At 66.1% G+C, this 13136-nt stretch carries 12 protein-coding genes; 9 read left to right on the top strand and 3 right to left on the bottom strand.

All coding sequences use genetic code 11. The features are described 5' to 3' along the window. The first annotated feature begins 103 nt into the window (after positions 1 to 103). The 3 genes from ACWGPT_RS01385 (at position 104) to xylA (ending at position 4042) form a co-directional block, all read left to right on the top strand. Positions 104 to 1129: a LacI family DNA-binding transcriptional regulator gene (locus ACWGPT_RS01385; RefSeq protein ID WP_452603774.1), complete on the top strand. Its 1026-nt coding sequence runs from the start codon at positions 104 to 106 to the stop codon at positions 1127 to 1129. Between the two features lie 20 nt (positions 1130 to 1149). Further along, entirely contained in the window at positions 1150 to 2604 is a 1455-nt protein-coding gene (xylB, locus tag ACWGPT_RS01380) for a xylulokinase (RefSeq protein WP_452603773.1), read from the top strand. A gap of 127 nt (positions 2605 to 2731) precedes the next feature. Next, complete coding sequence (gene xylA / locus ACWGPT_RS01375; protein WP_452603772.1) at positions 2732 to 4042, top strand: xylose isomerase; 1311 nt, start codon at positions 2732 to 2734, stop codon at positions 4040 to 4042. Between the two features lie 39 nt (positions 4043 to 4081). On the opposite strand, the gene ACWGPT_RS01370 is transcribed toward xylA, so the two are convergent. Then, positions 4082 to 4954, bottom strand: coding sequence for an aldo/keto reductase family oxidoreductase (locus tag ACWGPT_RS01370; protein WP_452603771.1), 873 nt, complete (start codon positions 4952 to 4954; stop codon positions 4082 to 4084). A 107-nt stretch (positions 4955 to 5061) separates the two neighbouring features. Here ACWGPT_RS01370 and ACWGPT_RS01365 point away from each other — a divergent pair, with 107 nt between their 5' ends. Next, positions 5062 to 5970, top strand: a complete 909-nt coding sequence (locus ACWGPT_RS01365) for a LysR substrate-binding domain-containing protein (protein ID WP_452603770.1) — start codon at positions 5062 to 5064, stop codon at positions 5968 to 5970. On the opposite strand, the gene ACWGPT_RS01360 is transcribed toward ACWGPT_RS01365, so the two are convergent. Beyond that, positions 5892 to 6248: a DUF6968 family protein gene (locus ACWGPT_RS01360; RefSeq protein WP_452603769.1), complete on the bottom strand. Its 357-nt coding sequence runs from the start codon at positions 6246 to 6248 to the stop codon at positions 5892 to 5894. The genes ACWGPT_RS01365 and ACWGPT_RS01360 overlap by 79 nt on opposite strands. A gap of 251 nt (positions 6249 to 6499) precedes the next feature. Here ACWGPT_RS01360 and ACWGPT_RS01355 point away from each other — a divergent pair, with 251 nt between their 5' ends. The 5 genes from ACWGPT_RS01355 to ACWGPT_RS01335 all read left to right on the top strand — a co-directional run bounded on the left by ACWGPT_RS01355 (position 6500) and on the right by ACWGPT_RS01335 (position 12625). Then, positions 6500 to 8023, top strand: coding sequence for a sugar ABC transporter ATP-binding protein (locus tag ACWGPT_RS01355; RefSeq protein WP_452603768.1), 1524 nt, complete (start codon positions 6500 to 6502; stop codon positions 8021 to 8023). Positions 8024 to 8026: 3 nt separating this feature from the next. Further along, positions 8027 to 9028, top strand: coding sequence for an ABC transporter permease (locus tag ACWGPT_RS01350; protein ID WP_452603767.1), 1002 nt, complete (start codon positions 8027 to 8029; stop codon positions 9026 to 9028). A 67-nt stretch (positions 9029 to 9095) separates the two neighbouring features. After that, on the top strand, positions 9096 to 10061 hold the full coding sequence (locus ACWGPT_RS01345; protein ID WP_452603766.1) for a substrate-binding domain-containing protein: 966 nt from the start codon (positions 9096 to 9098) through the stop codon (positions 10059 to 10061). Positions 10062 to 10242: 181 nt separating this feature from the next. Beyond that, positions 10243 to 11295: a sugar phosphate isomerase/epimerase family protein gene (locus ACWGPT_RS01340; RefSeq protein ID WP_452603765.1), complete on the top strand. Its 1053-nt coding sequence runs from the start codon at positions 10243 to 10245 to the stop codon at positions 11293 to 11295. A 157-nt stretch (positions 11296 to 11452) separates the two neighbouring features. Next, positions 11453 to 12625: a Gfo/Idh/MocA family protein gene (locus tag ACWGPT_RS01335; protein ID WP_452603764.1), complete on the top strand. Its 1173-nt coding sequence runs from the start codon at positions 11453 to 11455 to the stop codon at positions 12623 to 12625. On the opposite strand, the gene ACWGPT_RS01330 is transcribed toward ACWGPT_RS01335, so the two are convergent. Beyond that, a complete protein-coding gene (locus ACWGPT_RS01330) occupies positions 12622 to 13005 on the bottom strand; it encodes a helix-turn-helix domain-containing protein (RefSeq protein ID WP_452603763.1) in 384 nt (127 codons plus the stop codon). The two genes, ACWGPT_RS01335 and ACWGPT_RS01330, sit on opposite strands and share 4 nt — an antisense overlap. Between the last annotated feature and the right edge of the window lie 131 nt (positions 13006 to 13136).

The raw sequence follows: 13136 nt of genomic DNA, 5'->3' as shown, positions 1-13136 counted from the left end.
CTTGCAACCCGCCGGAGCGGGGACAGACGCCTCCCGCACCCTCACGGAACATTTTTGATTTACGTACCTCAAGAATTCCGCTACCACGGCGGCGGGAGGACGTATGAAGCCGACGGTTCACGATATCGCGCGTCTTGCGGGCGTCAGCCTCGCCACGGTGGACCGCGTCCTAAACGGCCGGCCCGGGGTGCGGAGCGTGACGCGCGAGAAGGTCAACGAGGCGATCGCCTCGCTCGGCTATGTCCGCGATCTCGCCGCGGCGAACCTGGCGAAGGGGCGGACCTACCGCTTCACCTTCATCCTGCCTTCCAACGACAATTCCTTCATGATCGGCGTGAAGCGCGAGGTCGAGGCGGCGATCGAGCGGTCGTCCGTCGAGCGCACCCGCATCGAGATCGTCCAGGTCCCGGCATTCGATGCCCCGGCGCTTGTCGCGGCTCTCGCGTTCGTCGCTGCCGACCGTCCCGACGGCGTGGCGCTCGTCGCCATCGACGAGCGGAGCGTGCGCGCCGCGGTTGACAATCTTGCCGAAGCCGGGATCGCGGTCGTCACCCTCGTGTCCGACCTCAGCGGCTCGGCCCGCCATCATTACGCGGGGATCGACAATGTCGCGGCCGGCCGCACCGCGGCAAACCTGATGGGCCGCTTCCTCAGCAAGGTCGACGGCCGGGTCGGCGTGCTTGCCGGGTCGATGATGGTCCGCGACCACCGCGAAAGGCTCGAGGGCTTCCTCGCCGTTCTCTCGGAGGATTTTCCCCAGGTGGCGATCCTGCCGGTGATGGAATCGCGCGACGATGCGGCCATCGCCGAGGCGCTGGTGCGCGACGCGCTGCGCCGTCACGTCGGGCTGAACGGCATATACAGCCTCGGCGCGGGCAATCGCGGCCTGATCCGCGCGCTTGGCGACGTCGCGCCCGACAGGAGGCCGGTCGTCATCGCCCATGAACTCACCGCCTCGACGCGCAAGGCGCTTCTCGACGACACGATCGACGCGGTGCTCAACCAGGATGCGGGCCACGAGGTGCGCAGCGCCATCCGCGTGCTGAAGGCGAAGGCCGACGGCCTGCCGCTGCTCGCCGCGCAGGAGCGGATCCGCATCGACATTTTCCTCAAGGACAACCTGCCCTGAGCGCAGAAGGAAGGCATGACATGTATCTCGGTCTCGATCTCGGAACCTCAGGCGTCAAGGCCATGCTCATCGACGGCGACCAGCGGATCGTCGGCTCGGCAAACGGCGCGCTGGACGTGTCGCGGCCGCATCCGGGCTGGTCGGAGCAGGACCCGGCTGACTGGATACGCGCGGCAAAAGAGGCGGTGTCCGGCCTGAAGGCCAGCTTCCCGCGGGAACTCGGTGCGGTGAAGGGCCTCGGCCTTTCGGGGCAGATGCATGGCGCGACACTGCTCGACGGGGACGACAAGGTCCTGCGGCCCTGCATCCTGTGGAACGATACGCGCTCCTACCGGGAGGCGGCGGCGCTCGATGCCCATCCGCGCTTCCGCAGGATCACCGGCAATATCGTCTTTCCAGGCTTCACCGCGCCGAAGCTCGTCTGGGTCAGGGACAACGAGCCGGACATCTTTTCCAGGGTCGCGAAGGTCCTGCTCCCGAAGGACTACCTGCGCCTCTGGCTGACGGGCGAGCACATTTCGGAAATGTCGGATTCGGCCGGCACCTCCTGGCTCGATACCGGCGGGCGCAAATGGTCGTCGGAGCTTCTCGCGGCAACTGGGCTTTCGGAGGATCACATGCCGTCGCTCGTCGAGGGCACGGAGCAGGGCGGCAGGCTGCGCGCCGAACTCGCCTCCTCCTGGGGGATGGGGGAAGGCGTGGTCGTGGCCGGCGGGGCGGGCGACAATGCCGCTTCGGCCTGCGGCATGGGCACGGTCTCGGAAGGCCACGCCTTCGTGTCGCTCGGCACGTCCGGCGTGCTCTTCGCCGCCAACGCCTCCTATCTGCCGAAGCCGGAAAGTGCGGTGCATGCCTTTTGCCACGCGCTGCCCAGGACCTGGCACCAGATGGGCGTCATCCTGTCGGCAACCGATGCGCTGAACTGGTATTCCGGCATTGCCGGCAAGTCCGCGGCTGAGCTGACCGGCGAGGTCGGCGACACGCTGAAGGCGCCGTCCGGCGTCACCTTCCTGCCCTATCTTTCCGGCGAGCGGACGCCGCACAACGATGCGGTCATCCGCGGCGCATTCATCGGGCTCGGCCACGAGTCGGGCCGCGCGGCGCTGACCCAGGCGGTGATGGAGGGCGTCACCTTCGCGATCCGCGACAATCTCGAAGCGCTGAAGTCCGCGGGGACGTCGATCTCGCGGGTCACCGCGATCGGCGGCGGCTCGCGCTCGAAATACTGGCTGGCATCGATCGCCACCTCGCTCGGTGTCCCGGTGGACGTTCCGGCGGACGGCGATTTCGGAGCGGCATTCGGCGCAGCACGGCTCGGCCTGATCGCCGCGACGGGCGCCGATCCGCTCTCGGTCTGCCAGCCGCCCGTCATGGCGGAGACGATCGACCCGGTTTCGGGGCTCGGCGAGGCCTATGCGGCGGCCTATGCGCGGTACCGCTCGGCCTATCCGGCGATCCGGTCGCTGGCGCATTGAATTGGGCTCGCCCTGACCTCTCCGGCCTGCGGCGAAGGGGACGCCCAGCGCGACGCGTCGAGAGGGCGCTGCAGGGAGGTGGGTGGGGGAAGCCGGAAATTTCCAGGAACCAAGGAGGAATGACACGATGAGCACAGGCTTTTTCGGTGACATAGGCAAGATCAGTTACGAAGGTCCGGACAGCACCAATCCGTTCGCCTTCCGCTTCTACAATCCGGACGAGATCGTCGCGGGAAAGCGGATGGAGGACCATCTGCGGTTCGCCGTCGCCTACTGGCACACCTTCACCTGGCCGGGCGGCGATCCGTTCGGCGGCCAGACCTTCCAGCGCCCGTGGTTCGAGGACACGATGCAGGCTGCGAAGATGAAGGCCGACGTCGCCTTCGAATTCTACCAGCTGCTCGGCGCGCCCTTCTACTGCTTCCATGACGCGGACGTCAGGCCGGAAGGCAATTCCTTTGGCGAAAACACCCGCAACCTCAACGAGATCGTCGACTATTTCGAACAGAAGCAGGCCGAGACCGGCGTCAAGCTTCTCTGGGGCACCGCGAACCTCTTCTCGCACCGTCGCTACATGGCCGGGGCGTCGACAAATCCGGATCCGGACGTCTTTGCCTTCTCCGCAGCGACGGTGAAGACCTGCATCGATGCGACCAAGCGGCTCGGCGGGGTCAACTACGTGCTCTGGGGCGGGCGCGAGGGTTACGAGACCCTGCTCAACACCGACCTTTCGCGCGAGCTCGACCAGATGGGCCGCTTCCTCAACCTCGTCGTCGAGTACAAGTACAAGATCGGCTTCGAGGGCACGATCCTGATCGAGCCGAAGCCGCAGGAGCCGACCAAGCACCAGTACGACTACGACGTCGCCACCGTCTACGCCTTCCTGCAGAAGCACGGGCTGGAGAAGGAGGTGAAGGTCAATATCGAGCAGGGCCACGCCATTCTCGCCGGCCATTCCTTCGAGCACGAGATCGCCATGGCCAATGCCTTCGGCATCTTCGGCTCGATCGACATGAACCGGAACGACTACCAGTCGGGCTGGGACACGGACCAGTTCCCCAACAACGTGCCGGAAATGGCCCTTGCCTATTACCACATCCTCCAGGGCGGCGGGTTCCGGAACGGTGGCACCAATTTCGACGCCAAGCTTCGCCGCCAGTCGCTCGACCCGCAGGATCTGCTGATCGGCCATATCGGCGGCATGGACTGCTGCGCGCGCGGGCTGAAGGCGGCCGCGCGGATGATCGAGGACGGCGCCCTGTCGAAGCCGCTCGAGGAACGCTATGCCGGCTGGGACAGCCCGGAGGCGCAGAAGATGCTTCGCGGCGAGTACAAGCTCGACGACATCGCCGCCATGGTGGAGCGGGAAAACATCAATCCCGAACCGCGCTCCGGCCGCCAGGAATACCTGGAAAACGTCGTCAACCGCTACGTCTGACCAAAAGGCAGGGCCGCGAGAGTGGCCCCGCCTTTCGTCTCAATGCGCATCCGCGAAGCGATCGAGTTCCGCGACGACATCCTGCGGCAGGTGGAGATCGGCGACGGCAAGGTTCTCCTTCAGGTGCGCGACCGACGAGGTGCCGGGGATGAGGAGAATGTTGGGCGAGCGCTGCAGGAGCCAGGCGAGCGCCACCTGCTTGGGCGTGGCCCCGAGGCGCGCGGCCGCCCCGTCCAGCGTTTCGGACTGGAACGGCGTGAAGCCGCCGAGCGGGAAGAAGGGCACATAGGCGATGCCGTCAGCGGCCAGGGTGTCGATCAGCGCGTCGTCGGCGCGCCTGGCGATGTTGTACATGTTCTGCACGCAGACGATGTCGCAGATTGCGCGGCTGTCGGCGACCTGCCTGGCGGTCACGTTGGAAAGGCCGATGTGGCGGATGAGGCCCTGCCGCTGAAGCTCCGCAAGGGCAGTAACCTGCTCCTCGAGCGATCCTTCCGCCGGCCCGTAGACGTCGAGCATGGAGCGGAAGTTGACGACCTCGATCTTATCAAGACCGAGATTGCGCAGGTTGTCATGAACGGCGGACACGAGGTCCTGTTTCGACGTCGCCGGCACCCATTCGCCGTTGGGCCCGCGCCTTGCGCCGATCTTGGTGACGATCGTCAGGTCGTCCGGATAGGGATGGAGCGCTTCGCGGATGATCTGGTTGGTGATGTGCGGGCCATAGAAGTCGCTGGTGTCGATGTGATTGACGCCAGCCTCGACTGCGGCGCGCAGCACGGCGATCGCCTGGTCGCGATCCCGGGGCGGGCCGAATACGCCCGGGCCCGCAAGCTGCATGGCGCCATAGCCCAGCCGCCGGACCGGGCGATCGCCCAGGCGGTAGGTGCCGGTTTGTGAAATGCTGTCCATTGTTGATCTCCCCGGTGACGATGTGAACATTGCTCCCAAGAGCTATGCCCTGTTGCGCCTGCCGATAATCCGGTACAATTCGCACGACCTGTGCGGGAGGGCGAACAATGGCGGTGGAGCTGGGTGATCTCGGTGCGTTCGTGGCAGTGGCTCGCGCGAAGGGTTTTCGCGAGGCCGCACGGTCGACCGGCGGCAGCCCTTCCGGCCTCAGCGAGGCCGTGCGGCGGCTCGAGGCGGAACTCGGCGTCCGGCTCCTCAATCGCACGACCCGCAGCGTCGCCCCGACCGAGGCCGGACAGAGCCTGCTTGCACGCCTGGCGCCGGCGCTCGGGGAGATGGAAGCCGCCCTCGATGCGGTCAACAGCTTTCGAGACCGTCCTGCGGGAACCCTGCGGCTGAACGTACCGGTCAGCGCCGTCCGGCTTGTCCTGCCGAAGATCGTGCCCGGCTTTCTCGCCGCCTATCCGGATATCCGGCTGGAGCTGATGACGGACGAGAGTTTCGTCGATGTGCTCGCTGCCGGCTGCGATGCCGGGATCCGCTATGGCGAACGGCTGGAGCAGGACATGATCGCCGTCCCGATCGGGCCGCGCAGCCAGACCTATGCGCTTGCGGCCTCTCCGGCCTATCTCGACCTCCGTGGCCGGCCGCAGCATCCGCGCGACCTTCTCGACCATTCCTGCCTGCGCTTCCGCTTCCCAAGCGGCAACATGCCCAACTGGGAACTGGAGCTGGAGGGCGAGGTCGTGGTCGTCGAGCCGAAGGGACCGCTGATCGTCCAGGCGGGGGGCGCCATCGAGCTGGCGGTGGAGGCCGCGGTTGCGGGCGTCGGGATCATCGGCCTTTTCGAGGACTGGCTCAGGCCGCAGCTGGAAAGTGGCGCCCTGGAGCCGGTCCTGAGGCCATGGTGGCAGGAATTCCCCGGGCCGTTCCTCTACTATCCCGGCCGACGCCTGGTGCCGGCGCCGCTTCGGGCCTTCCTGGATTTCGTGAAGTCCCGTCCCGCAGGTCGATGACCCGACCGATGGTCGGCCATTCGGCTCGGACGGCTCGGTCGCGCTATCCTGCCTCGCCCGGCCGTTTGCCGCCGGTCGTGAACGGCCTGCATCGCAAGGGCCAGCGCCTGGATGCCGTCGATGCCGAATGTGCGGTGACGGACGTCGCCATCCGGCCAGGCGATGGACCATCTGCATTCGAAATCGCTGCCGGGGACCTCGGCGGGCGCTTCGAACCTGATCAGCAGGGGCTCGCCATCGAGGTCGAGGCGCCGTTCCACGAAACTCTTTCCGTTCATCCGTATCCTCGCTGGGCTGGCCGTGGCGCCGGGGCTTCGGGCGTATTTCGCGCCGTACCGGCAGGCATGTCGTATCCGTTTCTGAAGGCATCGAACTTATCGAGAAACCTGCTTTACGTACCTCATTTTCTTGGATAGCGTCAATTCCGGGAGGAAGTTCAGGTGCATCAAGCAAGGTTTTTGCCTGCGCGTGAGGGGTTGGCCAGCGACCGGACGGCCGGTCCGTCGTCCGCAGCGGAAGGCGGGCCGCGATGACCGGCGATCCGGTTCCGGGCACATCCGCGATCCTTGCCGCGCGGGGCCTTTCCAAGAGCTTCGGTCCGGTCGAGGTGCTGCATGACGTGACGCTGTCCGTGCGGCCGGGCGAGGTGCATGCCATCATCGGCGAGAACGGTGCGGGCAAGTCGACCCTGATGAAGATCCTCGCCGGCCACGAGCCGCCGACGCGCGGCGAGATCCTCGTCGACGACAGGCCGGTTGTCTTTGCCGGGCCCGTGGATGCCGAACACCGCGGCATCGTGCTCGTCCACCAGGAAATCCTGCTCGCCCCCGACCTGACGGTCGCGCAGAACATCTATCTCGGCCGCGAACTTGGCAGGGGAATAGGCGTCGACGACAGGGTCATGAACGAGGGAGCGGCCTCCGCCCTTCGCGACCTCGGGGCCGATATCGATCCCCGTGCCGTCGTCGCCAGCCTGTCGATCGCCCAGCGCCAGCTGGTGCAGATCGCGCGCGTCCTGCTCGTCCCCCATCGGGTGGTGATCTTCGACGAGCCGACCGCCTCCCTGACGCCCTTCGAGACCGAGGCGCTGCTCAAGGTCATCCTCGACATTCGCGCCCGGGGTGTCGGTGTTCTCTATATCTCGCACCGCCTGCCGGAGGTGAAGCGCATCGCCGACCGGGTGACGGTGCTGCGCGACGGCCGGCTGGTGGCCAGCCATGATGCCGCCGACCTGGAACCTGCCGACATGGCGCGGCTGATGGTCGGGCGCGACGTCACAAAGCTCTATCCGGACCGCCATGCGGGCGAGGCGCGGGAGACGGTCCTGGAGGTGCGCGACTTCGACGTGCCGGGCCATGCGCGGAATGCAACCTTCGAATTGCGCAAGGGCGAGATCCTGGGCTTTGCCGGCCTTGTCGGCGCCGGCCGAACGGAACTGATGGAGGGACTGGTCGGCCTGCGGCGCGCCCATGGCGCCGTCCGGCTACGCGGTCGGGACGTGTATTTTCGGTCCGCCAGCGAGAGCCTCGATGCGGGCATCGCCTATCTGTCGGAGGATCGCAAGGGCAAGGGCCTCCTGCTTCTCAAGGATCTCGCAACCAACCTGACGCTCGCCTCGATCACGAGGTTCGTCCGCGGCCTGCAGATCGACCGCAAGCGCGAGGCGGATGCGCTCGACGTCGCCATCCGCGACTTCGACATCCGCACCGGGCGCAAGGACCTGCTGGCCGGGCAGCTTTCCGGCGGAAACCAGCAGAAGCTCCTCATTGCCAAGATGATGATGCTCGACCCGTCGATCGTCATCATCGATGAGCCGACCCGCGGCATCGACATCGGCACCAAGCAGCAGATCTACAAGTTCATCGCGCGTCTGGCGGAGGAGGGGCGCTCGATCATCGTCGTATCCTCCGAGATGCCGGAGCTGATCGGCATCTGCGACCGCATCCTCGTCATGCGGTCGGGGCAGATTGTCGGGGAAGTCACGGGGGAACACATGACCGAGAACGAAATCGTGGTGCTCGCCACCGGTGTGAAGGCAGGGGAGGCGGCCTGAGACATGACGACCGCCACCACCGAAACGGCCAAGCCGAAGACCTCCCGCGACTGGGACCTCAGGGCGGTCGCGCCCTTCGTGGCGCTGGCCCTGCTGCTCGTCCTCGGCACGGTCGCCAACGAGAACTTCATCTCCGTCACCAATCTGATGAACGTCATCACCCGCAGCGCCTTCATCGCCATCATCGCGCTCGGGGCAACCTATGTGATCTCCTCGGGCGGACTCGATCTTTCCGTCGGCGCCATGGTGGCCTTCGTCGCCAGCCTGATGATCATGTTCCTCAATTCCGGGGCGATCGCCGATCCGCTGCTGCTGCTCGTCGCGGGGATGGCGCTTGCGGTTGCAATCGGCGCCGCCTGCGGGCTCTTCAACGGATTGATCACGACGGTCGGCCAGATCGAGCCTTTCATCGCCACGCTCGGCACGATGGGCATCTATCGCGGCCTCACCACCTGGCTCTCGCAGGGCGGCGCGATCACGCTGCGCGACCGGGAACTGCAGTCGCTCTACCGTCCGGTCTATTTCGGCGATATCCTCGGCGTGCCGGTGCCGATCATCGTCATCTTCGTGACCGCGGCGATTGCCGCCTTCGTGCTCTACCGCACGCGCTACGGCCGCCACCTGATCGCGGTGGGTTCCAACGAGGACGTCGCCCGCTATTCCGGCATATCCGTCAAGCGGGTGCGCACCATCGCCTACGTCGTGCAGGGGCTCTGCGTGGCGATCGCGGTCCTTCTCTACGTGCCGCGTCTCGGCTCCACCTCCGCCACGACGGGAATCCTGTGGGAGCTGCAGGCGATCACCGCCGTCGTCGTCGGGGGGACGGCGCTGCGCGGCGGCGTCGGGCGCATCTGGGGCACGATCTGCGGCGCCTTCATCCTGGAGATCGTCGGCAACATCATGCTGCTGTCGAACTTCGTCAGCGAATACCTCATCGGCGCCATCCAGGGCGCGATCATCATCATCGCCATGCTCGTGCAGCGCTCGCTGTCGCGGCGATCGTGAGGAACCGACCGGGCCCAAACGGGTCGTGCCCGGCCGCCGGCAAAGACCCGAACTTGGGAGAGAGAACATGCTTAGAAGAACTTTCGGCCTGCTCGCAGCGGCGCTCGCGACCTCGGTCGCCATCGGCCCCGGCCTCGGCTGGGCCCAGGAGGAGAAGAAGGCAACGATCGGGGTCTCAATCCCGGCCGCCGACCACGGCTGGACCGCAGGCGTCGTCTACCATGCCGAGCGCGTCGCGAAGCTCCTGATGGGCGAGCATCCGGGCCTCAACGTCATCGTCAAGACCTCGCCCAATCCGGCAAGCCAGGCGAATGCGGTGCAGGACCTCGCCGTCCAGGGCATCGACGCGCTGGTCATCCTGCCGACCGATCCGGACCCGCTCGTCAACGCCATCCAGCAGGTCAAGGATGCCGGCACATTCGTCGCCCTCGTCGACCGCGCTCCGTCGAGCAACGACAGTTCCGTCCGCGACCTCTATGTCGCCGGCAACAACCCGGCGCTCGGCGAAGTGGCCGGCAAGTACATCGCGGAGACCACGCCGGATGCCGAGGTCGTCGTCATCCGCGGCCTGCCGATCCCGATCGACCAGCAGCGACAGGACGGTTTCGACAAGGGCATCGAGGGCTCCAACGTCAAGGTGCTGGAGCGCCAGTACGGCAACTGGAACCGCGACGACGCCTTCCGCGTGATGCAGGACTACCTCACCAAATATCCGAAGATCGACGTGGTCTGGGCGCAGGACGACGACATGGTCGTCGGCGTGCTGGAGGCGATCGAGCAGTCCGGGCGCAGCGACATCCAGTATGTCGTGGGCGGCGCCGGCTCCAAGGACATGGTCAAGCGGGCGATGGACGGCGACAAGATGGTGCCGGTCGACGTGCTCTATCCGCCGGCGATGATTGCAACCGCCATGCAGCTCACCGCCGACGGCCTCTACGACCAGGTGCCGGTCAGCGGCACCTACATCCTCGACGCCACGCTCGTCACCAAGGACAATGCCGAGCAGTTCTACTTCCCGGATTCGCCCTTCTGAGGCGTGGTCCGGTCCTGACGCCAGCCCTCTTCCCGTGATCGCGGGGGGAGGGAGCGCCCTTCATGCTCGGTCCGTCTCAGGCGCGGACCGGATCGATCTTCTCTTCGCGGGCGAGGGGAAGGCCGACAGGCAGGCAGGGGGCAATCGATGCAAGCAGCCATACGACACTGGAGGAATTTTCATGAAGACGATCAAGGGGCCGGCCATCTTTCTCGGCCAGTTCGCCGGGGATGCGGCGCCGTTCAACTCCTGGGACGCCATCACCAAATGGGCGGCGGACAAGGGCTATGTCGGCGTCCAGGTGCCGACCTGGGCAGGGCAACTGATCGACCTCAAACGGGCGGCGGAATCGAAGGACTATTGCGACGAGTTCGCCGGCGTCGCGCGCCAGAACGGCATCGAGGTGACGGAACTCTCCACCCACCTCCAGGGCCAGCTCGTCGCGGTCCATCCCGCCTATGACGAGGCTTTCGACGGGTTTGCGGCGCCGGAAGTGCGCGGCAATCCGAAGGCGCGGCAGGAATGGGCGGTCAACCAGGTGAAGATGGCGCTCTCGGCGTCACGGCATCTCGGCATCAAGGCGCATGCCACCTTTTCCGGCGCGCTCGCCTGGCCCTTCACCTACCCCTGGCCGCAGCGGCCGGCCGGTCTCGTGGAGACCGCCTTCGACGAACTCGCCCGCCGCTGGACACCGATCCTCGACCATGCGGAGGAATGCGGCGTCGACGTCTGCTACGAGATCCACCCGGGCGAGGACCTGCATGACGGGGTGACATTCGAGATGTTCCTCGAGCGGGTGAAAAACCACCCGCGCGCCAACATGCTCTACGACCCGTCGCACTACGTGCTGCAATGCCTCGACTACCTGGACAACATCGACATCTACAAGGACCGGATCAAGATGTTCCACGTCAAGGATGCGGAGTTCAATCCGACCGGCCGCCAGGGCGTCTACGGCGGATACCAGAGCTGGGTGCAGCGCGCCGGGCGCTTCCGCTCGCTGGGCGACGGGCAGGTCGATTTCGGCGCCGTCTTCTCGAAGCTCACCGCAAATGATTTCGACGGCTGGGCCGTGGTCGAATGGGAATGCGCGCTGAAGAATTCCGAGGACGGAGCGCGCGAGGGCGCGGAATTCGTCAAGGCGCACATCATCCGTGTCACGGAAAAGGCCTTCGACGACTTTGCCGCCGGCGGCACGGACGAGGCGGCGAACCGGCGGATGCTGGGGCTTTAGGAACGTCGGTCAGGGCGCCTTGCCGCAACTCTTCCCGTTTGCCGGGAGGAGGCCGAGGCGAGGCGGCCGCGAACCTTTCTTCCCAACCTCCGGGAGAAGGGACCGACAGGGCGGGGGAGGCAGGCTTCCTCCGCAGGTTTTTCAAGGAGACATGAGAATGGCGATCGAAGGCAAGGACGAACAGGCGCGCGAACCGCGCATCCGGCTCGGGATGGTGGGCGGAGGCACGGGCGCCTTTATCGGCGCCGTCCACCGGATGGCGGCGCGGCTGGACGACCAGTTCGAACTCGTGGCGGGGGCGCTTTCCTCCACGCCGGAAAAGGCCGTGCAGTCGGGACGCGACCTCGGGCTCGATCCGGCCCGGACCTACGGGTCCTACAAGGAGATGGCGATCCGCGAGGCGCGGCTGAAGAACGGCATCGAGGCCGTGTCCATCGTCACGCCGAACCATGTGCATTACGAGGCGGCGAGGGAATTCCTTCGCCGGGGCATCCACGTCATCTGCGACAAGCCGCTCACCTCCAACCTTGCCGATGCCAGGAAGCTGAAGAAGGCGGCCGACGAGAGCGACGCGCTCTTCATCCTGACCCATAACTATACCGGCTATCCGATGGTGCGGCAGGCGCGTGAAATGATCGCCAGCGGCGACCTCGGCCGGCTGCGCGTCGTGCAGGTGGAATATCCGCAGGACTGGCTGACGGAAGCGGTCGAGCAGACCGGCGCCAAGCAGGCGGTCTGGCGCACCGATCCGGCCCAGTCGGGGGCCGGTGGCTCGACCGGCGACATCGGCACGCATGCCTACAACCTCGCCTGCTTCGTGACCGGCCTGACGCTGGAAAGTCTCGCCGCCGATCTCGACAGCTTCGTCGAGGGCCGCAGGCTGGACGACAACGCCCATGTCATGCTGCGTTTCGAGGGCGGCGCCAAGGGCATGCTCTGGTGCAGTCAGGTCGCGCCCGGCAACGAGAACGGACTGAGGCTGCGCGTCTACGGGGAGAAGGGCGGGCTCGAATGGAGCCAGGAGAACCCGAACTATCTCTGGTTCACCCCGTTCGGCGAGCCGAAGCGGCTGATCACCCGCAACGGTGCCGGCGCCGGGCCCGCCGCCGGCCGCGTCTCGCGCATCCCCTCCGGTCACCCCGAGGGCTATCTGGAAGCCTTCGCGACGATCTACACCGAGGCGGCACGCGCCATCCAGGCAAGGAAAAGGGGCGCCAAGGTCGACAAGGACGTCATCTATCCGACCGTCGACGACGGCGTGAAAGGCGTCGCCTTCGTCGAGGCCTGCGTCGCGTCGTCGAGAAAGAACGGGGGCTGGGTGAAGGTCTAGGCCTCGCTGGCGATCTCTCCCACCAGGGCGCCTGCCGGGATGTGCCATGCTCGGCTGATCTTCCTGATCTGGTCGAGATTGATCTCGCGCCGGCCGTTTAGGAGATCGGCTGCGCGAGACTTCGAACCAAGGACTGCGACGAGGTCGGCGCGCGTGTAGCTGTTGGCTTCCATTACCGCCTTGAGGACCTCGACCGGCGAGGCGGTCGGGATGGGATAATGCCTGGCCTCGTATTCCTCGATCAGCAGCACGAGGGCATCGAAATGGGCCGCCTCGACGCGACCCTCTTCCGGTTCGTTATCGAAATAGGGCCGCACGGCCTTCAGCGCCTGTTCGTACTCGGCTTCGTCGAGGAGGGTTCGTACCGATCCGATATCCATCTGCAACCTCACAATCCCGCAACATCGATGCGGTCATATTCCGCGTGAGTGCCCACAAAAAGGAGGAACACCCGCTCCGTCCGAGAAAACTAAACGGGCAGCAGGTGTTTCATCGTTCCCAATCTGGAGAC

The sequence above is a fragment of the Pseudorhizobium sp. NPDC055634 genome (assembly GCF_053618655.1).
The sequence above is the reverse complement of the archived record's forward strand: the minus strand, read 5'-3'. Positions and strand labels throughout refer to the sequence as shown.

What these genes read in the sequence shown, in the direction of transcription:
- ACWGPT_RS01385 (WP_452603774.1), top strand. Translation starts at nt 104, where the DNA reads ATGAAGCCGACGGTTCACGATATCGCGCGTCTTGCGGGCGTCAGCCTC.
- xylB (WP_452603773.1), top strand. Translation starts at nt 1,150, where the DNA reads ATGTATCTCGGTCTCGATCTCGGAACCTCAGGCGTCAAGGCCATGCTC.
- xylA (WP_452603772.1), top strand. Translation starts at nt 2,732, where the DNA reads ATGAGCACAGGCTTTTTCGGTGACATAGGCAAGATCAGTTACGAAGGT.
- ACWGPT_RS01370 (WP_452603771.1), bottom strand. Translation starts at nt 4,954, where the DNA reads ATGGACAGCATTTCACAAACCGGCACCTACCGCCTGGGCGATCGCCCG.
- ACWGPT_RS01365 (WP_452603770.1), top strand. Translation starts at nt 5,062, where the DNA reads ATGGCGGTGGAGCTGGGTGATCTCGGTGCGTTCGTGGCAGTGGCTCGC.
- ACWGPT_RS01360 (WP_452603769.1), bottom strand. Translation starts at nt 6,248, where the DNA reads ATGAACGGAAAGAGTTTCGTGGAACGGCGCCTCGACCTCGATGGCGAG.
- ACWGPT_RS01355 (WP_452603768.1), top strand. Translation starts at nt 6,500, where the DNA reads ATGACCGGCGATCCGGTTCCGGGCACATCCGCGATCCTTGCCGCGCGG.
- ACWGPT_RS01350 (WP_452603767.1), top strand. Translation starts at nt 8,027, where the DNA reads ATGACGACCGCCACCACCGAAACGGCCAAGCCGAAGACCTCCCGCGAC.
- ACWGPT_RS01345 (WP_452603766.1), top strand. Translation starts at nt 9,096, where the DNA reads ATGCTTAGAAGAACTTTCGGCCTGCTCGCAGCGGCGCTCGCGACCTCG.
- ACWGPT_RS01340 (WP_452603765.1), top strand. Translation starts at nt 10,243, where the DNA reads ATGAAGACGATCAAGGGGCCGGCCATCTTTCTCGGCCAGTTCGCCGGG.
- ACWGPT_RS01335 (WP_452603764.1), top strand. Translation starts at nt 11,453, where the DNA reads ATGGCGATCGAAGGCAAGGACGAACAGGCGCGCGAACCGCGCATCCGG.
- ACWGPT_RS01330 (WP_452603763.1), bottom strand. Translation starts at nt 13,005, where the DNA reads ATGGATATCGGATCGGTACGAACCCTCCTCGACGAAGCCGAGTACGAA.